The sequence below is a fragment of the Jiella sp. M17.18 genome (genome assembly GCF_041027365.1).
Classification (GTDB): Bacteria; Pseudomonadota; Alphaproteobacteria; order Rhizobiales; family Rhizobiaceae; genus VKMB-3413.
Window position 1 is genome coordinate 101,683 of sequence record NZ_JBFTEH010000012.1, and the last position, 25,359, is coordinate 127,041.

23 protein-coding genes are annotated in these 25,359 nt (G+C 67.1%); 13 read left to right on the forward strand and 10 right to left on the reverse strand.

What is annotated here, in order from left to right:
• The first annotated feature begins 127 nt into the window (after nt 1-127).
• Nucleotides 128-253 (forward strand): type B 50S ribosomal protein L36, encoded by a 126-nt coding sequence (ykgO, locus tag AB5S17_RS19670; protein ID WP_229154763.1) that lies wholly within the window; start codon nt 128-130, stop codon nt 251-253.
• Between the two features lie 157 nt (nt 254-410).
• Nucleotides 411-1,172 carry a hypothetical protein gene (locus AB5S17_RS19675; protein ID WP_369242566.1) on the forward strand — a complete coding sequence of 254 codons (762 nt, stop codon included), beginning with the start codon at nt 411-413 and terminating at the stop codon, nt 1,170-1,172.
• Between the two features lie 297 nt (nt 1,173-1,469).
• Here AB5S17_RS19675 and pyk read toward each other — a convergent pair whose 3' ends face one another.
• The 3 genes from pyk to AB5S17_RS19690 form a co-directional block, all read right to left on the reverse strand.
• Nucleotides 1,470-2,906 (reverse strand): pyruvate kinase, encoded by a 1,437-nt coding sequence (pyk, locus tag AB5S17_RS19680; RefSeq protein ID WP_369242568.1) that lies wholly within the window; start codon nt 2,904-2,906, stop codon nt 1,470-1,472.
• A complete protein-coding gene (locus tag AB5S17_RS19685) occupies nt 2,903-3,376 on the reverse strand; it encodes a DUF1036 domain-containing protein (RefSeq protein ID WP_369242570.1) in 474 nt (157 codons plus the stop codon). Before AB5S17_RS19685 ends, pyk begins: the two co-directional genes overlap by 4 nt.
• A gap of 61 nt (nt 3,377-3,437) precedes the next feature.
• Nucleotides 3,438-3,755, reverse strand: a complete 318-nt coding sequence (locus tag AB5S17_RS19690) for a hypothetical protein (protein ID WP_369242572.1) — start codon at nt 3,753-3,755, stop codon at nt 3,438-3,440.
• Nucleotides 3,756-3,886: 131 nt separating this feature from the next.
• Between AB5S17_RS19690 and AB5S17_RS19695 the strand changes: the two genes are divergently transcribed.
• Both AB5S17_RS19695 and AB5S17_RS19700 read left to right on the forward strand, forming a co-directional pair.
• Nucleotides 3,887-4,192 (forward strand): DUF1244 domain-containing protein, encoded by a 306-nt coding sequence (locus tag AB5S17_RS19695; protein ID WP_369242574.1) that lies wholly within the window; start codon nt 3,887-3,889, stop codon nt 4,190-4,192.
• 119 nt (nt 4,193-4,311) lie between these two features.
• The gene (locus AB5S17_RS19700; RefSeq protein ID WP_369242576.1) at nt 4,312-4,575 is read left to right on the forward strand and encodes a DUF2312 domain-containing protein; all 264 of its coding nucleotides are present in this window, start codon (nt 4,312-4,314) and stop codon (nt 4,573-4,575) included.
• A 158-nt stretch (nt 4,576-4,733) separates the two neighbouring features.
• Here AB5S17_RS19700 and AB5S17_RS19705 read toward each other — a convergent pair whose 3' ends face one another.
• The 3 genes from AB5S17_RS19705 to AB5S17_RS19715 all read right to left on the reverse strand — a co-directional run bounded on the left by AB5S17_RS19705 (nt 4,734) and on the right by AB5S17_RS19715 (nt 9,483).
• Entirely contained in the window at nt 4,734-5,159 is a 426-nt protein-coding gene (locus AB5S17_RS19705) for a MucR family transcriptional regulator (protein ID WP_369242578.1), read from the reverse strand.
• A gap of 877 nt (nt 5,160-6,036) precedes the next feature.
• Nucleotides 6,037-7,563, reverse strand: coding sequence for a DUF882 domain-containing protein (locus tag AB5S17_RS19710; RefSeq protein ID WP_369242580.1), 1,527 nt, complete (start codon nt 7,561-7,563; stop codon nt 6,037-6,039).
• A gap of 435 nt (nt 7,564-7,998) precedes the next feature.
• Nucleotides 7,999-9,483 carry a sigma-54-dependent transcriptional regulator gene (locus AB5S17_RS19715; protein ID WP_369242582.1) on the reverse strand — a complete coding sequence of 495 codons (1,485 nt, stop codon included), beginning with the start codon at nt 9,481-9,483 and terminating at the stop codon, nt 7,999-8,001.
• 172 nt (nt 9,484-9,655) lie between these two features.
• Here AB5S17_RS19715 and AB5S17_RS19720 point away from each other — a divergent pair, with 172 nt between their 5' ends.
• From AB5S17_RS19720 to AB5S17_RS19755, 8 genes are all read left to right on the forward strand, one after another.
• On the forward strand, nt 9,656-11,476 hold the full coding sequence (locus AB5S17_RS19720) for a M3 family oligoendopeptidase (RefSeq protein ID WP_369242692.1): 1,821 nt from the start codon (nt 9,656-9,658) through the stop codon (nt 11,474-11,476).
• 153 nt (nt 11,477-11,629) lie between these two features.
• Complete coding sequence (locus tag AB5S17_RS19725; RefSeq protein ID WP_369242584.1) at nt 11,630-13,075, forward strand: homospermidine synthase; 1,446 nt, start codon at nt 11,630-11,632, stop codon at nt 13,073-13,075.
• Nucleotides 13,076-13,236: 161 nt separating this feature from the next.
• Nucleotides 13,237-13,680: a nuclear transport factor 2 family protein gene (locus AB5S17_RS19730; protein WP_369242586.1), complete on the forward strand. Its 444-nt coding sequence runs from the start codon at nt 13,237-13,239 to the stop codon at nt 13,678-13,680.
• Between the two features lie 189 nt (nt 13,681-13,869).
• Complete coding sequence (locus AB5S17_RS19735) at nt 13,870-14,232, forward strand: hypothetical protein (RefSeq protein WP_369242588.1); 363 nt, start codon at nt 13,870-13,872, stop codon at nt 14,230-14,232.
• Between the two features lie 202 nt (nt 14,233-14,434).
• The gene (gene hemH / locus AB5S17_RS19740; protein WP_369242590.1) at nt 14,435-15,496 is read left to right on the forward strand and encodes a ferrochelatase; all 1,062 of its coding nucleotides are present in this window, start codon (nt 14,435-14,437) and stop codon (nt 15,494-15,496) included.
• Between the two features lie 148 nt (nt 15,497-15,644).
• On the forward strand, nt 15,645-16,661 hold the full coding sequence (locus tag AB5S17_RS19745; RefSeq protein ID WP_369242592.1) for an SPFH domain-containing protein: 1,017 nt from the start codon (nt 15,645-15,647) through the stop codon (nt 16,659-16,661).
• Complete coding sequence (locus AB5S17_RS19750; protein WP_369242594.1) at nt 16,658-17,134, forward strand: NfeD family protein; 477 nt, start codon at nt 16,658-16,660, stop codon at nt 17,132-17,134. The genes AB5S17_RS19745 and AB5S17_RS19750 overlap by 4 nt, the downstream gene beginning before the upstream one ends.
• A gap of 58 nt (nt 17,135-17,192) precedes the next feature.
• Nucleotides 17,193-17,600 (forward strand): VOC family protein, encoded by a 408-nt coding sequence (locus tag AB5S17_RS19755; protein WP_369242596.1) that lies wholly within the window; start codon nt 17,193-17,195, stop codon nt 17,598-17,600.
• A gap of 34 nt (nt 17,601-17,634) precedes the next feature.
• Here AB5S17_RS19755 and AB5S17_RS19760 read toward each other — a convergent pair whose 3' ends face one another.
• The 4 genes from AB5S17_RS19760 to gltB all read right to left on the reverse strand — a co-directional run bounded on the left by AB5S17_RS19760 (nt 17,635) and on the right by gltB (nt 24,558).
• Nucleotides 17,635-19,089, reverse strand: coding sequence for a glutamate synthase subunit beta (locus tag AB5S17_RS19760; RefSeq protein WP_369242598.1), 1,455 nt, complete (start codon nt 19,087-19,089; stop codon nt 17,635-17,637).
• A 3-nt stretch (nt 19,090-19,092) separates the two neighbouring features.
• On the reverse strand, nt 19,093-19,512 hold the full coding sequence (locus AB5S17_RS19765; protein WP_369242600.1) for a PIN domain-containing protein: 420 nt from the start codon (nt 19,510-19,512) through the stop codon (nt 19,093-19,095).
• On the reverse strand, nt 19,509-19,775 hold the full coding sequence (locus AB5S17_RS19770; RefSeq protein ID WP_369242602.1) for an antitoxin: 267 nt from the start codon (nt 19,773-19,775) through the stop codon (nt 19,509-19,511). The genes AB5S17_RS19765 and AB5S17_RS19770 overlap by 4 nt, the downstream gene beginning before the upstream one ends.
• Before the next feature lie 61 nt (nt 19,776-19,836).
• Complete coding sequence (gene gltB / locus AB5S17_RS19775; RefSeq protein ID WP_369242604.1) at nt 19,837-24,558, reverse strand: glutamate synthase large subunit; 4,722 nt, start codon at nt 24,556-24,558, stop codon at nt 19,837-19,839.
• 404 nt (nt 24,559-24,962) lie between these two features.
• On the opposite strand from gltB, the gene AB5S17_RS19780 reads away from it, so the two are divergent.
• Nucleotides 24,963-25,340 carry a hypothetical protein gene (locus AB5S17_RS19780; RefSeq protein ID WP_369242606.1) on the forward strand — a complete coding sequence of 126 codons (378 nt, stop codon included), beginning with the start codon at nt 24,963-24,965 and terminating at the stop codon, nt 25,338-25,340.
• The last annotated feature ends 19 nt before the right edge of the window (nt 25,341-25,359 follow it).

Here is a 25,359-nt window from a genome sequence, read left to right on the forward strand (position 1 = left end):
GACAAGCAGGGCTTCCGCGGCTATTTCCAGCGCCTATCAGGGCGCGCCCGCAACGGCGCGCTTTTCATTATCCATGCGGCGGAACGGAAAGGGATCCGATCGTCGCGACGATCGATCCGGTGAAGTCATGAAGATCAAGAACTCGCTCAAGGCCCTGAAGTCCCGTCACCGCGCCAACCGCATGGTGCGCCGCAAGGGCCGCATCTACATCATCAACAAGCAGGCTCCGCGCTTCAAGGCCCGCCAGGGCTGAGGCGCCGCGGCACCCGCGACGAGCGGGGGCCAGCGCAGGAGACCGAATCCTGGCTGCGGTTGCCGCGGCCGGGATTTTTTCCGTTGTCATGATGCCCGATGCCGCATTCACCGCTTTGTCAGTTTGACGGCGGCACGAGGAGGCTTAGCCTCGGTCCATGCGCCTCCAACCGATTCCGTTCCTGGCCGCTCTCGCCCTTCTCGCCGGCAGTCCCCTGCCGGTTCTCGCGCAGCAGGCCGCGCCGCTGACCGATCCGGCTCCCGATGCTCCGGATTCAGCCCCGGCACCCGGCGACCGGTCGCCGATGATCGTCCCGGCGCCGGACGACGATCCCGAACCCGCCCCCGACGCGTTCGGGAGCCCGGTGTCTGAGGACGACAATCCGGCCGAAGCGATCGCCGACCAGGCCGATGCGGCCATGCGCCACGACGAGACGCGCGAGGCGATGATCGACCGGCTGTTCGGCGAGTTGAAGCGTACCGCCGACGAAACCAAGGCCGCGCATATCGCCGCGCGGATCGAGCGCGAGTGGCGGCACAGCGGCAGCGCCACCGTCGACCTCCTGATGGCGCGGGCGGCCGAGGCGATGATCGACAAGAACACGGCCGCCGCCTACGACATGCTCGACCAGGCGATCGTGCTCGATCCCGCCTATGCCGAGGCCTGGAACCGGCGGGCGACGCTCAGCTTCACGACCGACGACTGGGGCAAGTCGATCGCCGACATCGAGCAGACGCTCGCCCGCGAGCCGCGACACTGGGGCGCGCTGATGGGGCTGGCGACGATCCTGGAGCGGATGGATCGCAAGCCGGAGGCGCTCCAGACCTACATGAAGGTCCTCGCGATCTATCCGGCCCTGCGCTCGGCGCAGGACGCCGCCGGGCGGTTGTCCGAAGAGCTTCTCGGGCCGGCGATCTGAGTCGCCCGCTCACGGGTGCGGCGCCGGTTGGGGACTGCGGAACGGCGGGCCGGCATAGCGTCCCCGGCAGAAAACGATCCGAGAATAAAGCCCGCGAGCGCTGTGCCCGCGGCTTCATTGTTGAAGGCATCGGCGCGGAAATGGCGTCGGGAATCGCCCTTTCCGCGCGAAAGCTCGGTCGAACCCGCCGCCGGTGGCGCCGCGATCCTGTCCAGCCGGACCTTCGCCGGAACAAGGACAGCTCGGCGCGGCCGCGACGGAAGGACGAGACCGGGATGGGCCGGCTGCCGCAGCGCCTCAGACGGCGCTGAGTCCGTCCGAGCCGATATAGGCGATCCGCAGCATGTTGGTGGCGCCCGGCGTGCGCAGCGGCACGCCGGCGGTCGCGATCAGCCGCTCGCCGGACTTGGCGTAGCCCTGCTCGACGGCGATGCGGCAGGCTCGGTCGACCATGTCGTCCAGATCCTGCGCGTCCTCGGTGACGACGCAGTGGAGCCCCCAGACCAGCGACAGGCGGCGCGCCGTCGACAGCACCGGCGACAGCGCCAGGATCGGGATCTGTGGCCGCTCGCGCGCCATGCGCAGCCCCGTCGTGCCGGTCGCGGTGTAGTTGACGATGACGGCGACGCCGAGCGTCTCGCTGATCTGCCGGGCCGCCAGCGAGACCGCGTCCGCTCCGGTCGCCTGGGCCTCCGGCCGCTGCGCAAAGATGATGCCGGGATAGAGCCGGTCCTTCTCGACCTGCTGGGCGATGCGATCCATCATCGTCACCGCCTCGACCGGATATTGTCCGGCGGCCGATTCGGCCGAGAGCATGACCGCGTCGGCTCCCTCGAACACGGCGATCGAGACGTCCGAGACCTCGGCGCGGGTCGGCACCGGTGCGGTGATCATCGACTCCAGCATCTGCGTCGCGACGACCACCGGCTTGCCGGCCCGCCTGGCCGCGCGCGTGATGCGCTTCTGGATGCCGGGAACCGTCTCCAGCGGCATCTCGACGCCGAGATCGCCGCGCGCGACCATGATCGCGTCGGACAATTCGATGATCTCGTCGAGCCGCTCGACCGCCTGCGGCTTCTCGATCTTGGAGAGCAGCCAGGCCCGGCCGCGGGCGATCTTGCGTGCCTCGGCCAGATCGTCCGGCCGCTGGATGAAGGACAGCGCCACCCAGTCGACGTTTTCCGCGAGCACGGCGTCGAGGTCGCGGCGGTCCTTCTCGGTCAGGGCGCCGGTCGCAAGCGTGGTGTCGGGAAGACTGACGCCCTTGCGGTCGGAAATCTTGTCGCCGGCGACGACGCGGCAGGTGATGTGGTGCTTGTCGGTCTCGGTGCAGACGAGCTGCAGCCGGCCGTCGTCGATCAGCAGGCGGTGCCCGACCTCGACGGCCTCCAGGATTTCGGGATGCGGAAGGTGGACGCGCGTCGCATCGCCCGGCGCCGGATTGTCGTCGAGGGTGAAGGTGTCGCCGACGGTCAGCGCCACCTTGCCCTCGGCGAACTTGCCGACGCGCAGCTTCGGCCCCTGCAGGTCGGCAAGGACGCCGATCGGGCGGCCGACGGCGCTCTCGACATTGCGGATGCGCTTGACGAGTTCGCGCATCAGGTCGTGGTCGGTATGGCTCATATTGATGCGGAACACGTCCGCACCCGCCTCATGCAGGCTTTTGATCATCTCCTCGGACGACGATGCCGGTCCGAGCGTTGCCAGGATCTTGACCCTGCGATTGCGCTTCATTGTGCCCCCGTAGCGTCGCTGTGCGGCGCTTCCGTCAGTTGAACCATCCAGCTCGCCTGCTCGCCGGTGTCGTACTCCCGGAAGCCCATCTTCTGGTAGCCTCGCTTGAAGCAGTCCTTGACGCCCACGATCTTGAACTCGTTCTCCGCGATGCAGAGGTTGACCGGCCCGGCCCAGCGGCCCTTGCCGTCCGCGTCTTCCGCATAGAGATAGTAGTAGCGCGAGGAGAGCGGCCCCTCGATGATCGATTTGCAGGTGGTGGCCGGTATGCGCCACCAGCCTTCCGTCGTCCACCCCGCTTCGGCCCGATAGCCGATGGCCACGCCGACGAGCGACTGGGTGCCGTTGCAGACGCGGAAGTCGGCCCGGGCCGCCAGCGCGGTGAAGGGCGCGGCCAGGAAGGTGACGCCGGCAGCCAGCGTCGCGGCCATGGCTGCACCCTGCAGCCGACGCACAGATCGCGATTTCATGATGTCGTCCTCGGATGGCAGGTCGTTCGAGACCTTAAGTCTTCCATAGGCCTCCAAGCTGTCAACGATGTGGCAGCGTTTCGACCGCCGAGCCGCCCGGCTCCACGGCGGCGCGCTTCGGCCGCGCAAGGAAGATGCCGCACAGGATCAGGCCGCCGCCGCCGATCTGCCAGCCGCTCAGGGCCTCGCCGGCGAAGACCCAGCCGAAGATCGCCGCGGCGACCTTGGACAGGCGCGAATCAGCCCGCGCCGGATACCGCCAAGCTACAGCATCGGCTTGCAAAGCGGAATCGGCTTTCCGCCGAGCACAGTCGCCGGGGTCAAGGGGGCGCAGAAATTCCGCACCCCGCGGCACGTGGGGGATCGCGGGGCGATCCATGAAGCAGGCGATGCCGCAAGATGCGCGCCCGGGGAGCCGCCCCCGCCGGACTTGATGCCGCCTGCGGCAAGCGCGATATGCGGGGCATCCCGGTGCCCCCGTGGTTCGCCGGCAGAACTCAGGAGATCGTCATGTCGGACATCAGCGAACAGCAACGTCTCGCCTTCGAGGCCGCCGCCTTCCGGCGCCTGCGCGACCATCTGCGCGAGCGGGCGGACGTCCAGAACATCGACCTGATGAACCTCGCCGGCTTCTGCCGCAACTGCTTGTCCAACTGGTATCGCGAGGCGGCGGAAGCGGACGGCGTCGCGATCGGCAAGGACGAGGCGCGCGAGATCGTCTACGGCATGCCCTACGAGGAGTGGCGGGAAAAGCACCAGCGCGAGGCGAGCGCCGAAGACCTGAAGGCCTTCGAGGCGAACCGGCCGCAGCATTGATCCGCAGACCGGGGCAGGACAGGCGCTACCGGCCCCGTGTCGAAATCATTCAACGAATCACTTCCGTCTGCTAGGTCGCGGCCACGGAACTGCAACTTCAGAAAGACGGAGATCTTGACATGTCCGACGTGGATGGCGTCGCCCAGGACCAGCTGCGCTCCTTCGTCGAGCGCATCGAGCGGCTCGAGGAAGAGAAGAAGACGATCGCCGACGACATCAAGGACGTCTATGCCGAGGCCAAGGGCAACGGCTTCGACACCAAGGTGCTGCGCCGAGTCATTTCGCTGCGCAAGCAGGACCAGAACGAGCGCCAGGAGCAGGAGGCGATCCTCGACCTCTACCTGCAGGCGCTCGGCATGATGGCCGACCTGCCGAAGAACTGAGATCGCCGGAGGCGGCTCGCTCCGCCGCCGCAACGGAAAAAGCCCGTCGGACGATCCGGCGGGCTTTTTGCATGGCAGGAAGCGATATCCTGGGCGAGCCCGGCGATCCTGCCGGACTCCGTCGTCCCGCGCGCCCGTGAGACGGCCGGAGAGCCGGATCAGCGGCCGCGACGGCGCTTGTGGCCGAGGCCCATCTGCTTGGCGAGGCGCGAGCGCGCTGCAGCGTAGTTCGGCGCGACCATCGGATAGTCGGGCGCGAGATCCCACTTCTCCCGGTACTCTTCCGGGGTCAGGTTGTAGTGGGTCATCAGATGCCGCTTCAGCGACTTGAACTTCTTGCCGTCCTCGAGGCAGACGATGTAATCGTCCGTCACCGACTTCTTGACCGGCACGGCCGGCTTCGGCTTTTCCGCCTGCGGTGCCTGCGGCGCGCTCGTGGTGCGGCCGAGGGCACCGTAGACGTCGGCGATCAGGCCCGGAAGTTCGGAGACCGGCAGGGAATTGTTGCTGACATAGGCCGCGACCACTTCGGCCGTCAGCTCCATCAGCATTTCATTGTTATCGATCGTTTCGATCTGGTCCATTGTTCACCCCAAAATGAGCGGCGTCGCAGCACGCGAAGCTAATCCCGAAGGATTGTATCGTTTTCATTCCACTGGTGCTGCTTCGAGAACGGCCGCGCCGCAATTTTCGGCGACGCCCTCGGTACACCCTGTATTTATACGCCAATACTTCATGTCAAGGATTTTGTTGTGAAAAACAAGCAATGTTGGGGGAAAGCCGGCGAGAGGAGGTAAACGTTTCTATCCCTGGACCTGACTGCCTCGGCACCTTCGCTTTCTCTCAAAGGTTTGTTTGCGGCTCAGTAATCGCCCCTTAGGCTGCAACTTCGGCGAGCCGCGAGCGAACGGGATCGGAACCACCGAATCGTTCGGTCGACATTCGATTTGTCCGCCAAGACCATAACTTGCGAAATGTTTCCTTTTGTATCGGCGGCAGCTCGAAGGTTGAAGGTGCGAGGCGCGTCATCGTCCGGACGTTGCGACTGCAACGGTCGGTTCAGCGCGTGCATTCGGCAGCAGGCAGCCGGCCCATCCGTTCGTTTCCGACGACGCAACGACAGCAGCGGGCATCGAAGCCGATGGCCTGTCCTGCTCCGATCTACTCTGCAAAGCTCAAGCTGCTGTGCGTGACGGCGACCGTCCTGATGCGAGGCGGCCCGTCGGGCTCGGGAATGATCGGTGCCGGTGTTGTTTCTCCTGCACGACGCTCAGGAGCACCGCCACCCGCTCCCCGCGGCCGACTCAAGCCGCGATGCCCTGCCCTCTCTCGCTGGGAACACTGGCAGGAGCCGATGCAGCCGGACGCGTCGGCTTCAGCCGCGAGCCACTCCCTTGCCAGCCACCGCGGCGCCGTCTCGCGGCGACGCCCCGCCGCCGTCGCGATCAAAACCGCCGAGCCTCACGGCTGAAGGCCGACCTCCGAGGCAACGACCAGCGGCGACCCGATGATCCGGCCGGTCTTTCCGCCGGCGCCGTCCTGCATAAAGCCGCGGGCCAGCATCGCGTCCCGCAGGCCGCCGGCCGCAGCGTCCGCGCCATCGCGAAGTGCCGGCGCGGCCCGATCACCCGGATCGGTGACGAGTGCCGCGAGCTCGATCCGGGCCGCGATCGCCAGCTGACGGTCGGCGGCTCCGGAGCGGCCCTGCAGCCCTTGCGCAGCCGTCAGGATCCGGCCGCCCTTCAAGGGCACATGGGTGTTCGCGAAGGCCTTGGACTTGTCCGCCGATGGCGCCCTTCCCGGCTCGGGCTGGCGCATCGCGGCTTCCGTGACGGCCGCGGCCTTGTCCGTCTGCTCCTGCGACAAGCTCCGCGCCTCGTCCAGCGACGTCTTCAAATTGCGCGGCCGAGCCGGCGCGGCGGCGGACACGAGGAACTCGCGAGCGGAACCTGCCGCGCGCGCCGAGGAGGTGCTGGCCGAAGCAGTCTCCAGCAGTGCAGCGGCCAGCTGCGGCCGGCCGGTCGGCGTCGGCACGAAGGCGAGTTCGCCTCCGGCCTCGACCGCCGAGCGCTGCGTCTCCAGCGCCGCCACGATCCGGCCGATCTCGTCGGGCCTGGCCGGCTCTGCCAGGGCCGTGGCCGCAGCCGGCATCTCCTGTGCAGCGGCAATCATCCGACTGCGGTCGGGGGCCGAGGTCGGATAGGGAACCTCTGCGGGATCAAGCCCGGCCGCCGCCGCCACCGCCGTCGGCGACGGTTCCACGGGCCGCGCGCGCGGAAGGGCCGCATCGGCGCCGGCGACCGGCGTCTGCGTGACGCCGCGTCCCGTATCGTCCCCGCGAGCTTTGCCGAACAGCATCGCCAGGAGCGACCTGCTCCCGCCCGAGGACGTATCGCGGGCGTTGGCGACCTGGATCTCCGACTGCGCGCGGCGCTGCTTGTAGTCGGCGATCGCGCGGTCATAGCCCGGAAGCGGCCGGCCGTCCGACGGGACATGCACGGTTCCGCCCTGCGGGAAGACGGCGACGAGTTCCTTGCGGCTCATGCGCGGCCAGTGCCGGGCGTTGCCGACATCGAGATGGACGAAGGGCGAGCCCGAATGGGGATAGAAGCCGACGCCGCCGAACTGCATCTTCAAGCCGATCTCACGGATCGTCTTCAGCGGAACGTCGGGGATGTAGAAGTCGAGCGCGCGGCCGAGCATGTGCTGGCTCTTGCGGGCGACGCCGGAGGAACGCGAGCGCAGCATGGCGTTGGTGCCGGGAGAGCGATATCCGCAGATCACCCGGATGTAGTCCTTCGAGCCGGACTGTTGGTAGGCTTCCCAGATCAGATCGAGCAGCCGCGGATCGATCTTGATCGCCTCGCTCTCGCGCCAGTCGCGCAGGATCCAGTCGATCTTCTTCAGCTGCTCGGGGTCGTAGCGGCCGTCGACCTTGTAGGCGAAGGCACCCTTCTCGTGGGTGTGCAGGTGATAGAACTTGAGCACCCGCGTCTCGGCACGCGCGCCTACCGCCGAACTCAGAGCCAAGACGGAAAGGGCCACGATCGCTGCAAGCCGCGAGGCCAGGCAGCCGCCGCGGGCGGTTCGTCCGAACATACGGGTGTCCCCTTCGATCTCGCTTTGCACCGCGTGTCTGTCCCCCGCAGCGGCAGCGATCATCGCCGTTGTGATAGAACAACTGGATTTCGCGAAAGTGCGGCATCAAGATGACAGGAGCCGGATTATCTTGGCCATACTCGGAAAAAACCGTTAACCGCTCGTTAAGCCTGTTCCGTGCCGGAGCATGACCGGACGAGTACAAGCCGCCATTGCGGCAAAGGCGCCGGATGCCGCAAGATCGGCGCACGCTGCTGTCGAAGGCGGCCATCTTAGAGCTCGCGCCCCGGGCGCACGAGCATCGGAACCGGGCGGGGCCGAGAGTCAGCCTGCGTCGATCCTGTATTCGCGCATCTTCCTGTAGAGCGTCGAGCGGCCGATGCCGAGGCGGCGGGCGATTTCGCTCATCCGCCCGTCATACTGTTCCAGCGCCAGCCTGATCAGATCCGCCTCGATGTCGGCGATGCGCCGGATCTGCCCGCGGTCGTCATGCAGCGGGACTCCGGTCGGCGCGGGATCGGCCTGGGGACGCGGTGCGACGCCATGCCCCGGCGTCGGCGCGACGCCGTTCGGCGCGGCGGCCGCTGACGGGCGGGGTGCCGGCGAGCCTGCGCCGGCCGGCTCGCCTGCCTCCGCCGCGAGCAGCGCGACGATCTGCGGAAAGTCCGCCGGCCCGAGCACCTCGCTCTCGCCGAGCACGACGGCGCGATGGATCGCGTTCTCCAACTGGCGGATGTTGCCGGGCCAGTCGTAGCGCTCCAGCAGACGCAGCGCCTCGGCACCGAGGCGACGGACGGGCGTCTGGCGTTCCAGCCGGACGAAGCGCTCGAGAAACCGGGCGGCAAGTCCGGGGATTTCCTCGCGGCGCTCGCGCAGGGGCGGCACCTTCATCTCCATCGCGTTCAGGCGATAGTAGAGATCGGACCGAAAGCGCCCCTCGGCCACGGCTTCGGCGAGGCTGCGATTGGTGGCGGACATGATCCGCACGTCGGTCTTCACCGGGGTGTTCGACCCGACGGGGTCGATGACGCCGTCCTGCAGGACGCGAAGCACCTTCACCTGCGCGCTCGGCGCCAGTTCGCCGATCTCGTCCAGGAACAGCGTGCCGCCGTCGGCCTCGGCGAACTTGCCCTCGTGGCTCTGCGTCGCGTCGGTGAAGGCGCCCTTGGCGTGGCCGAAGAGGATGCTTTCGACGAGATCCGCCGGCAAAGCGCCGCAGTTGACCGTGACGAAGGGCTTCTTCGCCCGGTCGCCCTTCGCCTGGATCGCGCGCGCCAGCCACTCCTTGCCGACGCCCGTCTCGCCCTCGATGAGGATGGGGATGGTCGACGCGGCGGCCTTCGCCGCCCGTGCCAGCAGCGGGCGCATGGACGGTGCGGCCTGGCCGGGGTCGAGCGCCGGGCCTGGCACCGGCACAGACGATGGCGGCGCGGCGGCGCGCATGCGCACGGCATTGCCCAGCGTCAGCCGCAGCCGCTCGGGCGCCACCGGCTTCACCACGAAATCGAAGGCTCCGGCCCGCATCGCCTCGACCACGGTGTCGATCGATCCCTTGGCGGTCTGCACAACGACGGGGACGTCGATCCGCTTGCGCCGCATCTCCGCCATCACCTCCATGCCGCTCTTGTCCGGCATCATCAGGTCGAGAACGACGGCGGCAATGTCGCCGGCATCATGCCCGGCAAGCGCGTCGAGGGCGGCGCGGCCGCCGTCGCAGAGAAGCGGTCTGAGGCCCATGCGGGCGACGTGGGCATCGAGCAGCCGGCGTTGTATAGGATCGTCGTCGACGATGAGCACGATCTGGGTCATTTCGCCTCCAGTCTCGTCTTGCCGCGAGAATGACCCACTTTGGCACGGCCGTCTGAAGTTCGACTGAAGGAAGAAAGGGAACGATTCCCCAGAAATTTCAGTCACATTTGAATTGAATTTCGTGCAACCTCCGGAAGCCGCGCCGCCCGAGAAAGAGACCGACACCATGCAGATGTCCCCTATTCCGACCCGATCCGCCGCCGAGGCCGCCGCTGCCGAGACCGGCCCGCTGCCCGAGTGGAACCTGTCCGATCTCTATCCCGCCATGGACAGTCCCGAACTCGCCGCCGATCTCGAGACCGCGCACGAGCAGGCGGCGGCCTTCCAGTCGCGCTGGCGCGGCCGGCTCGCCGAGGAAGCGCGGTCGCAGACCGGCGAGCTCGCGACCGCGATCGTCGAATACGAGGCGCTGGAGGAACTGCTCGGGCGGATCATCTCCTATGCCGGCCTCGTCTATTCCGGCGACACCTCCGATCCGGCCCGCGCCAAGTTCTACGGCGACATCCAGTCGGCGGTGACCGACATCTCCTCGCGCGTCCTGTTCTTCGCGCTGGAGCTGAACCGGATCGACGACGCCGAGATGGACGCGGCGATGGAGCGGGACGAGAAGCTCGCGCATTACCGGCCGTGGATCGTCGATCTGCGCAAGGACAAGCCGTTCCAGCTCGAGGACCGGGTCGAGGAGCTGTTCCACGAGAAGGCCGTCACCGGCCGCGGCGCCTGGAACCGCCTGTTCGACGAGACGCTGACCTCGCTGCGCTTCACCGTGGACGGCGACGACATGACGCTGGAAGCGGCACTGAACGTGCTGCAGGACCCGGACCGGGAGAAGCGGCGCAAGGCCGCCAGCGCGCTCGCCAACACCTTCAGCCAGAACCTGCGGGTGTTCACGCTGATCACCAACACGCTCGCCAAGGACAAGGAGATCTCCGACCGCTGGCGCGGCTTCACCGACGTCGCCGACTCGCGTCACCTCGCCAACCGGGTCGAGCGGGAGGTCGTCGACGCCCTCGCCAAGGCCGTCACCGACGCCTATCCCACCATCTCTCACCGCTACTACGCCATGAAGGCGAAGTGGCTCGGCCTCGACCAGCTCGACTACTGGGATCGCAACGCCCCCCTGCCCGACGCGCGCCGTCGCGACATCGGGTGGGACGAGGCGCGCCAGACGGTGCTCTCGGCCTATTCCGGCTTTGCGCCGGAGATGGCGTCGATCGCCGAGCGCTTCTTCGACAATTCCTGGATCGACGCGGCGGTGCGGCCGGGCAAGTCGCCGGGCGCCTTCGCCCATCCGACGGTGCCGAGCGTCCACCCCTACGTGCTGCTGAACTACATGGGCAAGCCGCGCGACGTCATGACGCTCGCCCACGAGCTCGGCCACGGCGTGCACCAGGTCCTCGCCGGCCGCCAGGGCGCGCTGATGGCGGCGACGCCGCTGACGCTGGCCGAGACCGCCTCCGTCTTCGGCGAGATGTTGACCTTCCGCTCGCTGCTCGACCAGGCCAAGACCGACGCCGAGCGCAAGACGCTGCTCGCCTCCAAGGTGGAGGACATGATCAATACGGTGGTGCGTCAGATCGCCTTCTACGAGTTCGAGCGGGCGCTGCACATCGAGCGGCGCGGGGGCGAGCTGACGACCGAGCGGATCGGCGAGATCTGGCTCGACGTGCAGGGCAAGAGCCTCGGCCCCGCGATCCGCCTCGGCGACGGCTACGAGACCTACTGGACCTACGTCCCGCACTTCATCCATTCGCCCTTCTACGTCTATGCCTATGCCTTCGGCGACTGCCTGGTGAACTCGCTCTACGCGGTCTACCGGAACTCGGAGACGGGCTTCCAGGAGAAGTATTTCGCGATGCTGAAGGCCGGCGGGACGAAGCACCATTCGGAGCTGCTGGCGCCGTTCGGCCTCGACGCCTCCGATCCGGCTTTCTGGTCGAAGGGCCTCGCGATGATCTCGGGCTTCATCGACGAGCTGGAGGCGATGGGCTGAGGCGAACCTCGCTCGCGGCATCCGTCACGCCATCATCACCGAGCGGCTTTATCGGCGGCCCGAAGGGCAGTCTTCGGGCCGCCCTTTCATTTTCGGCCGAACTGTTCTAGCCGCACCGGCATAGCGTCACATCACGCGAAAGGTATTTCCCGCATGGCCAGCGACAACCATCCGATCCACGGCAAGATCACCGGCCCCATCGTCATGATCGGCTTCGGCTCGATCGGGCGCGGCACGCTGCCGCTGATCGAGCGGCATTTCGAATACGACAAGGATCGCTTCACCGTCCTCGACCCTGACGATTCGCATCGTCATCTGCTCGACGAGCGCGGCATCAAGTTCGTCAAGGAAGCGGTGACCCGCAAGAACTACGAGACGCTGCTGACGCCGCTCCTGACGGAGGGCGGAGGCCAGGGCTTCTGCGTCAACCTGTCGGTGGACACCTCCTCGCTCGACCTGATGAAGCTCTGCCGCGAGCTCGGCGTCCTCTACATCGACACCGTCGTCGAGCCCTGGCTCGGCTTCTACTTCGACAAGAACATGTCGAATGCCGACCGCACGAACTACGCCCTGCGCGAGACGGTCCGCAAGGAGAAGCGCAAGAACCCAGGCGGCACCACGGCCGTCTCCTGCTGCGGCGCCAATCCGGGCATGGTCTCCTGGTTCGTCAAGCAGGCGCTGGTCGACATCGCGCGCGACACCGGCCTCGACTTCGAGGAGCCGGGGCAGCACGACCGCGATGGCTGGGCGAAGCTGATGAAGAAGGTCGGCGTCAAGGGCGTCCACATCGCCGAGCGCGACACCCAGCGCGCCAAGAACCCCAAGCCGATGAACGTGTTCTGGAACACCTGGTCGGTCGAGGGCTTCCTGTCGGAGGGCATGCAGCCGGCAGAGCTCGGCTGGGGCACGCACGAGAAATGGATGCCGAAGAACGGCAAGACCCACAAGAAGGGCAATCAGGCGGCGATCTATCTGGAGCAGCCGGGCGCGAACACCCGCGTCAGGACCTGGTGCCCGACGCCGGGCGCCCAGTACGGCTTCCTGGTGACCCACAACGAGTCGATCTCGATCGCCGACTACTTCACCCACCGCAACAAGGACGACGAGGTCACCTATCGTCCGACCTGCCACTACGCCTACCATCCGGCCAATGACGCGGTCCTGTCGCTGCACGAGCTGTTCGGCGCGGCCGGCAAGATCCAGCCGGAGCAGCACGTCCTCGACGAGAACGAGATCGTCGACGGCATCGACGAACTCGGCGTCCTGCTCTACGGCCACGAGAAGAACGCCTACTGGTACGGCTCGCAGCTCTCGATCGAGGAGACGCGGCAGATCGCGCCGTACCAGAACGCCACCGGCCTGCAGGTGACCTCCGCCGTTCTCGCCGGCATGGTCTGGGCGCTGGAAAACCCGGAAGCCGGCATCGTCGAGGCCGACGAGATGGACTACAAGCGCTGCCTGGAAGTGCAGACGCCCTATCTCGGCCCGGTGAAGGGCTACTACACCGATTGGACGCCGCTGCGAGACCGTCCTGGCCTCTTCCCGGAGGACATCGACGAGAAGGATCCCTGGCAGTTCAAGAACATCCTGGTTCGCTGAGCCGTCGCGAAAGCCGCTGTGCCGACGTCCGTGACGTCGGCACAGCGCGCGCTGAACGAAACGAATCGGTGCCAATTCCCGTTTCGTTGCAACGATTTGCTGCCTGTCATGTTTAACCGACGATGTGCGGGCGTCCGGTCCGCATCCACTGGGTCGGAGAAATGGTTGATCAGGAGCGCAAGCGCGCTGTCGTCGAAGACGTCATGGAAGCGGTCATGTCGGGAACGGTCGGGTCGATCTCCCGGCACTTCATCCCCGGCGCAGTGATCTCTCAAAGAAGCAACGCCGCTCTGTCGGACGAGCCGTGGTTCGGCCGCATGGAAGGCCAGTTCCGCCTCGCCGGTGAAGCCGAGACGAAGGCGTTCTTCGATGAGCTTCTGAAGCGGACCTCCTACATCTCGTATGAACTCCGCGGCATCGTGTGCGAGTTCGACGAAGCGGCGAGCCGCTGCGACTGGACGCGGCTCGACGAGGCGAGCGGCACGCTGATCACCGGCACGACCATGTACTGGTTCAGCTTCTCCAGCGACGACCGGATCCGCGCCATCGAATCGATCGGCTCGATCCACTCGGTCATCGCGTCCCGCAAGACCGAGCATGCATGAAGCGGTCGCGCCCGCGACCGGCCCCTGACGGTTCACCTGTCGTTGACGATAGCCGTGGATAACTTCCGCACTTGCCGTTCCGCCCCCTCTGTCGCATTTTGCAACCGACATGGCACAGTTAGGGAAGATCGTTCCTTCCCGCGTTCCGGCGTTCCGCGCCGGATGACCTTCAAGATTGGGATTTCCAGGATGCGCCGATACGCTGCCCTGCTCTTGCCGCTCACCCTCTTTGCCGCCTGCCAGAGCGAGGGGCCGCGGGCCAGTATCGAGCCGGCACGGCCGCGCGGCATCGAGGGCCGCTGGTCGTCGGTGGGCGGTCCGGTCGCCTATACCGCGACCTTCGAGAACGGCCGGTTCGCCTCGATCGAGAGCGGAACCAACGGACTTCTCGCCAGCGGAACCTATACGAGCCTCGGGCCCGGACAGGTGAACATCCTGTACACCTCGAAGACTCGCAACGAGCAGGTTGCCGCCAACTGCAATCAGGTCGCGCCGAACCGCCTCTCCTGCGCGACGTCGAACGGCAGCCGGTTCGAACTCAGCCGCGCCTAGCCCTCCCGGTTCCGCAGCCGGAGCCGACGCGCCGCGGCGCGCGGGCAGGCTGACGCATTCCATCGGCGGCCGGCAGTTCCTATATCGGCGCGGCGGCTGCGCGGCGACCTTCGCCTCGGGCCGCAACGCTCGATCCTCAGCGGGGACGGTCGCCCTCGCCGCGGTCGGCTCAGCCTGACATGCATCAGACCGGGATGACACGATGAACGCCCTGACCAAGACGGTCGCCGAACGCGCGACAGGCCCCCTTCCCGCCGGACATCCGACGGTCCGGCGGCCGAAGGTGGGGGTCCTTCTGGTCAATCTCGGCACGCCCGACGGCACCGACTTCAAGCCGATGCGGCGCTACCTGAAGGAATTCCTGTCGGACAAGCGCGTCATCGAGTGGCCGCGGGCGGCCTGGTACCCGATCCTCTACGGCATCGTCCTCAACACCCGCCCGAAGAAGTCGGGCGCGGCATACGCGCAGATCTGGAACACCGAGCGCAACGAGTCGCCGCTGCGGACCTTCACGCGCGCGCAAGGGGAAAAGCTCGCCCTGCGCCTCGCCGGTCACCGCGAGATCGTCGTCGACTGGGCGATGCGCTACGGCCAGCCGTCGATCGCCGAACGCGCCGACTTCCTGATGAGCGAAGGCTGCGAGCGCATCCTCGTCTTCCCGCTCTACCCGCAATATTCGGCCTCGACCACCGCAACGGTGAACGACAAGTTCTTCGAGCACATGATGGGCCAGCGCTGGATGCCGGCCGTGCGCACCGTGCCGCCCTATCACGACGAGCCGGTCTATATCGACGCCCTCGCCCGCTCGATCGAGAGCCATCTTGCGACGCTGAACTTCGAGCCGGAGCGGGTGATCTGCTCCTATCACGGCATCCCGCAGAGCTATTTCCGCAAGGGCGATCCCTATCACTGCCACTGCCAGAAGACCTCGCGGCTGCTGGAAGAGCGGCTCGGCTGGGACAAGGGCCGGCTGATGACCACCTTCCAGTCCCGCTTCGGCCCCGAGGAATGGCTGCAGCCCTACACCGACAAGACGGTCGAGGCGCTGGCGAAGGAGGGCGTGAAGCGGATCGCGATCCTCAATCCCGGCTTCGTCTCGGATTGCCTGGAGACGCTGGAGGAGATCGCGGGCGAGGCCGGCGAGATCTTCCACGAGGCGGGCGGCGAGAAGTTCAGCCACATTCCCTGCCTCAACGATTCCGAACCGGGCATGGACGTCATCGAGGCGATGGTCCGGCGGGAACTGCGCGGCTGGATCGACTGAACGTCCCGTTCAGCCTGACATGGCCTGATCCCCCGCGCAGACGCGCAAGTGCCGGCGGCTTCGTCTTGCGTCCGTTCGCCCCGACCGCAATAGTCGCGGGGCGACGGGTCACCGGGGCGGACCCGGCGGCGTCGAAGGAGAGTGCGACATGATCTCGGCAGCCGGAATCCTGATCCTCGTCGTCCTGTTCTTCGCACTCGTCACGCTGTTCTCGACGATCAAGATCGTCCCGCAGGGCTACAACTACACCGTCGAGAATTTCGGCCGCTACACGCGGACGCTGACGCCGGGTCTCAACATCCTCGTGCCCTTCGTCGAGCGCGTCGGGCGCAAGATGAACATGATGGAGCAGGTGCTCGACGTCCCGACGCAGGAGGTGATCACCCGCGACAACGCCTCGGTCGCGGCGGACGGCGTCGCCTTCTACCAGATCCTCGACGCGGCGGCGGCCGCCTACGAGGTCTCCGGGCTCGACAACGCGATCCTCAACCTCGTGATGACCAATCTGCGCTCGGTCATGGGCTCGATGGACCTCGACGACCTCCTGTCGAACCGCGACACGATCTCGGAGAAGATCCTGCGGGTCGTCGACCAGGCCTCCCACTCCTGGGGCATCAAGATCACCCGCATCGAGATCAAGGACATCAACCCGCCGAAGAACCTCGTCGACGCGATGGCGCGGCAGATGATGGCCGAACGCGAGAAGCGCGCGCAGATCCTCGAGGCCGAGGGCGCGCGAAGCGCTGCGGTCCTCAGGGCCGAGGGCGAGAAGCAGAGCCAGATCCTGCAGGCGGAGGGCAAGCGCGAATCCGCCTATCGCGAGGCCGAGGCCCGCGAGCGGCTGGCGCAAGCCGAGGCGACGGCGACGCGGCTCGTCTCCGAAGCCATCGCCGCCGGCGACGTGCAGGCGATCAACTACTTCGTCGCCCAGCGCTATACCGAGGCGCTCGGCAAGCTCGCCAGCGCCCCGAACCAGCGCGTCGTCCTGATGCCGCTCGAAGCGTCCTCGCTGATCGGCTCGGTGAGCGGCATCGCCGAGATCGCCCGCGCGGCCTTCGGCGACGGTGCCGCGGCACCCGCCGGCCGGCCGCCGGCGCCCGCCGGCAATCCGCAGCGCTCGCGCCTGCACGTCCCGCCGTCGCCGGCGCCCGGTACCGAAGCATGAGCGGGTTCTTCGCCGACCTCAGCCATTACGGCTGGTGGATTGCCGGGCTGCTGCTCCTGGTCCTCGAGGTGGCGGTTCCGGGCGTCTACCTCCTGTTCTTCGGCATCGCCGCGCTAATCATCGGCACGAACGCCTTCCTGATCGGCGCCTCCGGCTGGTTCGGCTGGGAGCAGCAGATCGTCGCCTTCGTGGTGGTCTCCGCCGTCTGCGTGTTTCTCGGACGGCAGTGGTACGGGTCGAAGAGCGAGGGAAACCCCGACGCGCCGCTCAACCGGCGGACCAAGCGCCTGATCGGACGCGAGGCGCGGCTGTCGGAGGCGATCGTCGACGGACGCGGCCGCATCGCGCTCGAAGACAGCTGGTGGAGCGTCGAGGGACCGGAACTGCCGACGGGAACGCCGGTGCGGATCGTCGGCGCAGACGGCGCCATCCTGCGCGTCGAGCCGGTCGCGCGGCCGCCTACCGTCCCGTAGCGGGGGACACATCTGCCGGCGACCGGCGGCAGCCGCTCATCATCCGACGAGGCTTCCGATGCTTACCATCGATGCGATCGACCACATCGTCCTGAACGTCGCCGATGTCGAGCGGGCGGCCGACTGGTACGCGCGCGTTCTCGGGATGCGGCGGGTCACCGCGCAGTTCACGCCAGGCGGCGCTTCCCGCACGAGCATGATGTTCGGTCAGAACAAGATCAATCTCAGGCCTGTCTCGGCCTCACAGGCCGAGTGGTTCACCGGGCTGCAGCCGCAGCCCGGCAGCGACGACCTGTGCTTCCTGACGAGCACGCCTCCGGAAGAAGTCGCCGCACATTTCGCCCGTTGCAGCGTCGACATCCTCCTCGGCCCGGTCACCAGGAGCGGTGCGCGCGGCGACATTCGCTCCGTCTACGTCCGCGACCCGGACGGCAATCTGGTCGAGGTGTCGTCCTACGCGCGATGAGCGGGCGCGCGACGCATCGGCGCACCCGTCGGGCTCAGCGCGGAAGCGTCGTCGTGCCCATCAGGTCGAGATCGATCGCCCGTGCGGCCTGGCGTCCCTCGCGGATCGCCCAGACGACCAGCGACTGGCCGCGCCGCGCGTCGCCGGCCGAATACACCTTGTCCAGCGATGTGCGATAGCCGACGTCGTCGGCCGCGATGGAGACGTTGCCGCGCCGGTCGGTCCGGGTCGCGAGACCTGCGCCGGCATCACTGAGGAAGCCGTCGTTCCAGGGGCCGGCAAAGCCGATGGCGATGAAGGCGAGATCGGCCTTGATGACGAATTCGGTGCCCGGGAGGGGCTTGCGGCTCTCGTCCACTTCGGCGCATTTCACGCCGGTGAGGACGCCGTCCTCGCCGATGAATTCGAGGGTCGCGATCTGGAACTCGCGCACCGCGCCTTCCGCCTGGCTCGAGGACGTGCGCATCTTGGTCGCCCAGTAGGGCCAGACCTCCAGCTTGTTCTCGGTCTTCGGCGGCTGCGGCCGGATGTCCAGCTGGGTGACCTTCACTGCACCCTGCCGGAAGGCCGTGCCGACGCAGTCGGACGCGGTATCGCCGCCGCCGACGACGACGACATGCTTGCCGCCGGCCCAGATCTCCTCGCTCGGCCAGCCGACGCTGTCGATCTTCTCGGCTCCGACGCGCCGGTTCTGCTGCACGAGATAGGGCATGGCGTCATAGACGCCGGACAGTCCCTCATGCGGGATGCCGGCGTCGCGCGGCCGCTCCGAGCCGCCGCAGAAGAGCACCGCGTCATATTCCGCGACGAGTTCCGCGACCGGCTTGTCGACGCCGACATTGACGCCGCAATGGAAGGTCACGCCCTCGCCCTGCATCTGCTCGACGCGTCGGTCGATCCAGTGCTTCTCCATCTTGAAGTCAGGAATGCCGTACCGCAGCAGACCGCCCGGCTTCGACTCCCGCTCGTAGAGATGAACGTCGTGGCCGGCCCGGCCGAGCTGCTGGGCTGCGGCGAGACCAGCAGGACCGGAGCCAATCACCGCCACCCGCTTGCCGGTCTTCGTCTCGGCCGGCTGCGGCCTGATCAGGCCGAGCTTGTAGGCCTTGTCGGCGATCGCCTGCTCGACGGTCTTGATGGCGACAGGCGTGTCCTCGAGGTTCAGCGTGCAGGCTTCCTCGCAGGGCGCCGGGCAGATGCGGCCGGTGAACTCGGGGAAGTTGTTGGTCGAGTGCAGGTTGCGGATCGCCGTCTCCCAGTCGCCGGAATAGACGAGATCGTTCCAGTCCGGGATCTGGTTGTGCACCGGGCAGCCCGTCGGCCCGTGGCAATACGGGATGCCGCAGTCCATGCAGCGCGCCGCCTGCTTGCCGACCTCCTCGTCCGACATCGGCAGCGTGAACTCGCGAAAGTGCCGAATGCGATCGGAGGCCGGCTGATACTTGTGCGTCTGCCGATCGATCTCGAGGAAACCCGTAACTTTGCCCATGCTTCACCCCTGCGGCGCGGGTTCGTCCCGCAGCCAGTTCTCCACCCTCAGCCCATCGACGTGACGGAATGCCGCGTCGGCCGTCACGACGACGGCATCGGTCGCCACGGCATGCGCCGCAATCAACATGTCCATCGCGCCCAGCGGACGGCCCTTCTTGTCCAACGCGCTCCTGATATCCGCGTATACATGGTCGAACGGCACTTCCCAGTCTTCGACGGAAATGCCGCTGAAAAACAGTTCGTACGCCGCCTTCAATCGCTTCGACGAGACATTGGTGTAACCGTAGCGCAGCTGCGAGACCACGATGATGCTCGTCACGATCGACGCGGATGGAAACACCTCCCTGATCCTGCCCGCGGCCCGGCCTGCCGGAAGTTCCACTGCGTCGGAGATGATGTTCGTGTCCAGCAGGTACCTCATGCCGGATCGTCGAGATCGACCGGCTCGGCGGGACGGTCTTCGATCTCCGGCATGCGCTCATCGAGCGGCGGCTGTCCGGCCAGCCAGTCCAGCACCTCGATCAGGTTCGGCTGTCGCGCTTTCGGACGCAGATGCACGGTTCCGTCTTCGTCGCGGGAGATCACGACCCTGTCTGTCGCGAATTCGAACTCCTTCGGAATGCGCACGGCCTGGCTTCTGCCATTGCGAAAGACGCTGGCTTCCCGCTCTCCCGACATCGCCATGCAGGAACCTCCAGATCGTGAGATATGCCTTGGCATATCACACGATCTCCGTCAGCCGAAATTACTCCGCCGCCACCCCCATGCGCATCCGCTCCATCTCGCGCAGGGCGCGCCGGTACTCGACCGGCATCACCTTGACGAATTTCGGCCGGTGCAGCTCCCAGTTCTCCAGCATCATCTTCGCCCGCGCCGAGCCGGTGAAGTGGAGATGGTTGGAGATCAGCTGGAACAGCCGCTCGTCGTCGTGGCCGGTCATGTCCGAGGAGACGTCGACGCGGCCCTTGTACTGCAGGTCGCCGCCGTGATGGTGCAGCTTCTCCAGGAGGTCGTCCTCCTCCGGCACCGGTTCGAGGTCGACCATCGCCATGTTGCAGCGCTCGGCGAAGTCGCCCTTCTCGTCGTAGACATAGGCGACGCCGCCCGACATGCCGGCCGCGAAGTTGCGGCCGGTCTGGCCGAGGATCACCACGACCCCGCCGGTCATGTATTCGCAGCCATGGTCGCCGACGCCCTCGACCACCGCGATGGCGCCGGAGTTGCGCACCGCGAAGCGCTCGCCCGCAACGCCCCGGAAGTAGCACTCGCCCGAGATCGCGCCGTAGAGCACCGTGTTGCCGATGATGATCGACTCTTCGGGCACGACGCGGCTGTTCGGCCGCGGCTTCACCACCAGCCGGCCGCCGGAGAGGCCCTTGCCGACATAGTCGTTGCCGTCGCCGGTCAGCTCGAAGGTGATGCCCCGCGCGAGGAAGGCGCCGAAGCTCTGGCCGGCCGTCCCGGTCATCTTGACCGTGATGGTGTCGTCACGCAGGCCCTTCAGGCCGAAGCGCTTGGCGACTTCGCCGGACAGCATCGCGCCGGCGGACCGGTCGACATTGGTGATCGCCGTCTCGATCGTCACCTTCTGGCGCGCCGTCAGCGCCGGCTCGGCCTCGGCGATCAGCTTGCGGTCGAGCACGTCCTCGATCGGATGGTGCTGCCGCTTGGTCCAGCGCAGCTCCTCCTCCGGCGCCTTCGGCTTGTAGAAGACGTTGGTGAAGTCGAGGCCCTTCGCCTTCCAGTGCTCGATCATCTCCCGCTTGTCGAGGAGCTGCGACTGGCCGACCAGTTCCGACAGATGGCGCACGCCCATCGCCGCCATCATCGTGCGCACCTCTTCCGCGACGTAGAAGAAGTAGTTGATGACGTGCTCCGGCGTGCCCTTGAAGCGCTTGCGCAGCACCGGGTCCTGCGTCGCGACGCCGACCGGGCAGGTGTTGAGGTGGCACTTGCGCATCATGATGCAGCCGGCCGCGATCAGCGGCGCGGTCGAGAAGCCGAACTCGTCGGCGCCGAGCAGCGCGCCGATGATGACGTCGCGCCCGGTCCTGAGGCCGCCGTCGACCTGCAGGCAGACTCTGCTGCGCAGCCCGTTCATCACCAGCGTCTGCTGGGTCTCGGCGAGGCCCATCTCCCAGGGCGAGCCGGCATGCTTGATCGAGGTCAGCGGCGAGGCCCCGGTGCCGCCGTCATAGCCGGAGACGATGATGTGGTCCGCCCGCGCCTTGGCGACGCCGGCCGCGACCGTGCCGACGCCGACCTCGGAGACGAGCTTCACCGAAATGTCGGCTGCCGGGTTGACGTTCTTCAGGTCGTAGATGAGCTGCGCCAGGTCCTCGATCGAGTAGATGTCGTGGTGCGGCGGCGGCGAGATCAGGCCGACGCCCGGGGTGGAATGCCGGGTCTTGGCGATGGTCGCGTCCACCTTGTGGCCGGGCAGCTGACCGCCCTCGCCGGGCTTGGCGCCCTGGGCCACCTTGATCTGCAGCATGTCGGCGTTGACGAGATATTCCGTCGTCACGCCGAAGCGGCCGGAGGCGACCTGCTTGATCGCCGAGCGCTCGGGGTTCGCGGCCCCGCCGGGCAGCGGCAGGAAGCGGTCCGATTCCTCGCCGCCCTCGCCGGTGTTCGACTTGCCGCCGATGGCGTTCATCGCCCGCGCCAGCGTCGTATGCGCCTCACGGCTGATCGAACCGAAGGACATGGCGCCGGTGCAGAAGCGCTTGACGATCTCCTTCGCCGGCTCGACCTCGTCCAGCGGCACCGGCGCGCGGCCGGCCTCCTCGGCCGACTTGATGCGGAACAGGCCGCGGATGGTCGAGGTCTCCACCGAGGCCTCGTTCACCTGCCTGGCGTAGTCCTGATACTTCTCGTAGGAGCCGGTGCGCACGGCGTGCTGGAGCGTCGCAACGGCGTCCGGCGACCACATGTGGCTCTCGCCGCGCATGCGGTAGACATATTCGCCGCCGATATCGAGCGAGCGCTGGAGGATCGGATCGTCCGAGAAGGCGCGGCCGTGCCGGTCGGCGCTCTCGCGCGCGACCTCGTCCAGCCCGACGCCCTCGATCGTTGTCGCCGTGCCGGTGAAGTAGCGCTTCACGAAGTCCGACTTCATGCCGACGATGTCGAAGATCTGCGCGCCGCAATAGGACTGGTAGGTCGAGATGCCCATCTTGGACATGACCTTGAGGATGCCCTTGCCGATCGACTTGATGTAGCGCGTCACCACCTCGTTCGGATCGACCTCCGGGGGGAAGTCGCCGCGCCGATGCATTTCCAGCAGCGTGTCGAAGGCGAGATACGGGTTGATCGCCTCGGCTCCGTAGCCGGCGAGGCACGCGAAGTGATGCACCTCGCGCGGCTCGCCGGACTCGATGACGAGGCCCGCCGCGGTCCTCAGACCCTTGCGGATCAGGTGGTGGTGCACGGCTGCGCAGGCGAGCAGCGCCGGGATCGGGATCCGGTCCGGCCCGACCTGGCGATCGGAGAGGATGATGATGTTGTAGCCGCCGACGACCGCCGCCTCGGCACGCTCGCACAGCCGGTCGAGCGCGCCCGCCATGCCCGCCGCGCCGCTTTCGGCGGGATAGGTCATGTCGATCGTCTTGGTGTCGAACCGGTCCTCGGTGTGGCCGATGTTGCGGATCTTCTCCAGGTCGCCATTGGTCAGGATCGGCTGGCGCACCTCCAGCCGCTTGCGGCGCGAGGAGCCCTCGAGGTCGAAGATGTTCGGCCGTGGCCCGATGAAGGAGACCAGCGACATGACCAGTTCCTCGCGGATCGGGTCGATCGGCGGGTTGGTCACCTGGGCGAAGTTCTGCTTGAAATAGGTGTAGAGGAGCTTCGGCTTTTCCGACATCGCCGAGATCGGCGTGTCGGTGCCCATCGAGCCGATCGCCTCCTGGCCGGTGGTCGCCATCGGCGCCATCAGCGTGCGGGTGTCCTCGATCGTGTAGCCGAAGGCCTGCTGGCGATCGAGCAGCGAGACGTCGGAGCGTGAGGCGCGCGGCGCCACGGGCTTCAGGTCCTCCAGGATGATCTGGGTGTTCTTCAGCCAGTCGCGATAGGGGTTGGCGCCGGCGATCTCGCGCTTGATCTCCTCGTCGGAGACGATCCGCCCCTTTTCGAGGTCGATCAGAAGCATGCGGCCGGGCTGCAGCCGCCACTTGGTGACGATCCGCTCCTCGGCGACCTCCAGCGTGCCGGCTTCCGAGGCCATGATCACGAGGTCGTCGTCCGTGACGACGTAGCGCGCGGGCCTCAGGCCGTTGCGGTCGAGCGTCGCGCCGATCTGCCGGCCGTCGGTGAAGGCGACGGCCGCCGGCCCGTCCCAGGGCTCCATCAGCGCCGCATGGTATTCGTAGAAGGCCTGCGTCTCCCGTGCCATCTGCTTGTTGGCGGCCCAGGCTTCGGGGATCAGCATCATCATCGCATGGGTCAGCGGATAGCCGCCCTGGACGAGGAATTCGAGCGCGTTGTCGAAGCAGGCGGTGTCGGACTGGCCCTCGTAGGAGATCGGCCAGAGCTTGGAGATGTCGTTGCCGAACAGCTCCGAATCGACCGAGGCCTGGCGCGCCGCCATCCAGTTGACGTTGCCGCGCAGCGTGTTGATCTCGCCGTTATGGGCGACCATCCGGTACGGATGGGCGAGCTTCCAGGACGGGAAGGTGTTGGTCGAGAAGCGCTGGTGGACGAGCGCCAGCGCCGAGACGAAACGCTTGTCAGTCAGGTCCTTGTAGTAGTCGCCGAGCTGGTAGGCGAGGAACATGCCCTTGTAGACGATGGTCCGGGCCGACAGCGAGACGACGTAGAAGCCGATGTCCTCGCCGCCGGTTTCCGCCTGGATGCGGTTGGAGACCACCTTGCGCAGGATGAACAGCCTGCGCTCGAAGGCGTCCTCGGTCGCGAGCGAGGGAGCGCGGGCGATGAAGATCTGCCGGTGGACCGGCTCGGTGGCGACGATCTCCGGCGCCTTGGAGAGTGAGGCATTTGTCACCGGCACGTCGCGCCAGCCGAGGACGGTCTGCCCCTCCTCGCGCGCCACCTCCTCGAAGATCGCCTCGATATGGGCGCGAGCCTCGGCATCGCGCGGCATGAAGACGTGGCCGACACCGTAGTGCCCCGGTTCCGGCAGTTCGACGCCCTGCTTCGCCATCTCCTCGGCGAACAGCGCATGCGGGATCTGCAGGAGCATGCCCGCCCCGTCGCCCATCAGCGGGTCCGCGCCGACCGCGCCGCGATGCGTCAGGTTGCGCAGGATCGTCAGCCCCTTCTCCAGGATGGCGTGGGACTTCTCGTTCTTCATGTGCGCGATGAAGCCGACGCCGCAGGCGTCGTGCTCGTTGCGGGGATCGTAGAGCCCGCCGCGCGCGCGGCGTTTGGCGGCAGCTGTCGCGGCGGCGGTCTTGATCGCGCCGATCTTCGTCTCGAAGCTCTCGGCGTGTGATGGCGTCATCTTGGTCATCGCGTCATCTCCCGTCGTCGCGCCGCCGGTATCCGGCCGCGCAATTCGGCCCTGGGCGCCGCAGAGCGCCCCGGCAGAGCCGAAGCGCACCCGCGATGCCCGGGCATCGTCATGTTCCGGCCCGCCTTGTGGCATGGCCGCCTCTGTCAGGATAGAACCTCGCCGCGTCTTTCCGCGCGCTCGAACGCGCCGTCGCGGTCTCTCCCACGCGCCATTATGGCAGTAATGCTGTCCTATCTGGCGCAATATGACAGAAGCCGCGCGCCCGGGCAAGGCCCTCCCCTGCCGCAGCGTCCAGGCCCTGCCGCGGCCGCCGCGAATCGGCTGCCGCTCGGTAACAATCCGGCGGCTCCGGCGAAACTGCGATGGACGCCAGCAGGGCGTCGTCCAACGGAGGAACCACCATGCGCAGCACAGTCTTCTTCGCCGCCGCCGTCGCCGCTGCGGCCGCAGCAGCTCCCGCCTTCGCCCAGGGCACCATGAAATCGGACACGATGAAGCCGGATACGATGAAGCCGGACACCATGCACTCGGACGCGATGCCGATGGAGACCGGCGGCACGATGACGACGATGAAGGGCGGCGAGGTTCTCGCCGTCATGCCCGACGGCCACATGGGCACGACGATGATGACCGACCACGCGATGGCCGCGAAGATGATGAAGTCGGCGAAGCCCGTGAAGCACTGCATGATGTTCATGACCGGCTCGAACGGCAAGACGATGATGGTCGACACCTCGTCGAAGAGCGCCATGCGGGAATGCGAGAAGATCGCCAAGTGACATTGCGGGTGGAATCGCC

What these genes read in the sequence shown, in the direction of transcription:
- AB5S17_RS19685 (WP_369242570.1), bottom strand. Translation starts at nt 3,376, where the DNA reads ATGAAATCGCGATCTGTGCGTCGGCTGCAGGGTGCAGCCATGGCCGCG.
- AB5S17_RS19745 (WP_369242592.1), top strand. Translation starts at nt 15,645, where the DNA reads ATGATCTCGGCAGCCGGAATCCTGATCCTCGTCGTCCTGTTCTTCGCA.
- AB5S17_RS19690 (WP_369242572.1), bottom strand. Translation starts at nt 3,755, where the DNA reads ATGGATCGCCCCGCGATCCCCCACGTGCCGCGGGGTGCGGAATTTCTG.
- AB5S17_RS19750 (WP_369242594.1), top strand. Translation starts at nt 16,658, where the DNA reads ATGAGCGGGTTCTTCGCCGACCTCAGCCATTACGGCTGGTGGATTGCC.
- AB5S17_RS19760 (WP_369242598.1), bottom strand. Translation starts at nt 19,089, where the DNA reads ATGGGCAAAGTTACGGGTTTCCTCGAGATCGATCGGCAGACGCACAAG.
- AB5S17_RS19735 (WP_369242588.1), top strand. Translation starts at nt 13,870, where the DNA reads ATGCGCCGATACGCTGCCCTGCTCTTGCCGCTCACCCTCTTTGCCGCC.
- AB5S17_RS19765 (WP_369242600.1), bottom strand. Translation starts at nt 19,512, where the DNA reads ATGAGGTACCTGCTGGACACGAACATCATCTCCGACGCAGTGGAACTT.
- AB5S17_RS19715 (WP_369242582.1), bottom strand. Translation starts at nt 9,483, where the DNA reads ATGACCCAGATCGTGCTCATCGTCGACGACGATCCTATACAACGCCGG.
- AB5S17_RS19700 (WP_369242576.1), top strand. Translation starts at nt 4,312, where the DNA reads ATGTCCGACGTGGATGGCGTCGCCCAGGACCAGCTGCGCTCCTTCGTC.
- AB5S17_RS19705 (WP_369242578.1), bottom strand. Translation starts at nt 5,159, where the DNA reads ATGGACCAGATCGAAACGATCGATAACAATGAAATGCTGATGGAGCTG.
- AB5S17_RS19675 (WP_369242566.1), top strand. Translation starts at nt 411, where the DNA reads ATGCGCCTCCAACCGATTCCGTTCCTGGCCGCTCTCGCCCTTCTCGCC.
- AB5S17_RS19720 (WP_369242692.1), top strand. Translation starts at nt 9,656, where the DNA reads ATGTCCCCTATTCCGACCCGATCCGCCGCCGAGGCCGCCGCTGCCGAG.
- ykgO (WP_229154763.1), top strand. Translation starts at nt 128, where the DNA reads ATGAAGATCAAGAACTCGCTCAAGGCCCTGAAGTCCCGTCACCGCGCC.
- AB5S17_RS19780 (WP_369242606.1), top strand. Translation starts at nt 24,963, where the DNA reads ATGCGCAGCACAGTCTTCTTCGCCGCCGCCGTCGCCGCTGCGGCCGCA.
- AB5S17_RS19755 (WP_369242596.1), top strand. Translation starts at nt 17,193, where the DNA reads ATGCTTACCATCGATGCGATCGACCACATCGTCCTGAACGTCGCCGAT.
- gltB (WP_369242604.1), bottom strand. Translation starts at nt 24,558, where the DNA reads ATGACCAAGATGACGCCATCACACGCCGAGAGCTTCGAGACGAAGATC.
- AB5S17_RS19725 (WP_369242584.1), top strand. Translation starts at nt 11,630, where the DNA reads ATGGCCAGCGACAACCATCCGATCCACGGCAAGATCACCGGCCCCATC.
- AB5S17_RS19770 (WP_369242602.1), bottom strand. Translation starts at nt 19,775, where the DNA reads ATGGCGATGTCGGGAGAGCGGGAAGCCAGCGTCTTTCGCAATGGCAGA.
- pyk (WP_369242568.1), bottom strand. Translation starts at nt 2,906, where the DNA reads ATGAAGCGCAATCGCAGGGTCAAGATCCTGGCAACGCTCGGACCGGCA.
- AB5S17_RS19730 (WP_369242586.1), top strand. Translation starts at nt 13,237, where the DNA reads ATGGTTGATCAGGAGCGCAAGCGCGCTGTCGTCGAAGACGTCATGGAA.
- hemH (WP_369242590.1), top strand. Translation starts at nt 14,435, where the DNA reads ATGAACGCCCTGACCAAGACGGTCGCCGAACGCGCGACAGGCCCCCTT.
- AB5S17_RS19695 (WP_369242574.1), top strand. Translation starts at nt 3,887, where the DNA reads ATGTCGGACATCAGCGAACAGCAACGTCTCGCCTTCGAGGCCGCCGCC.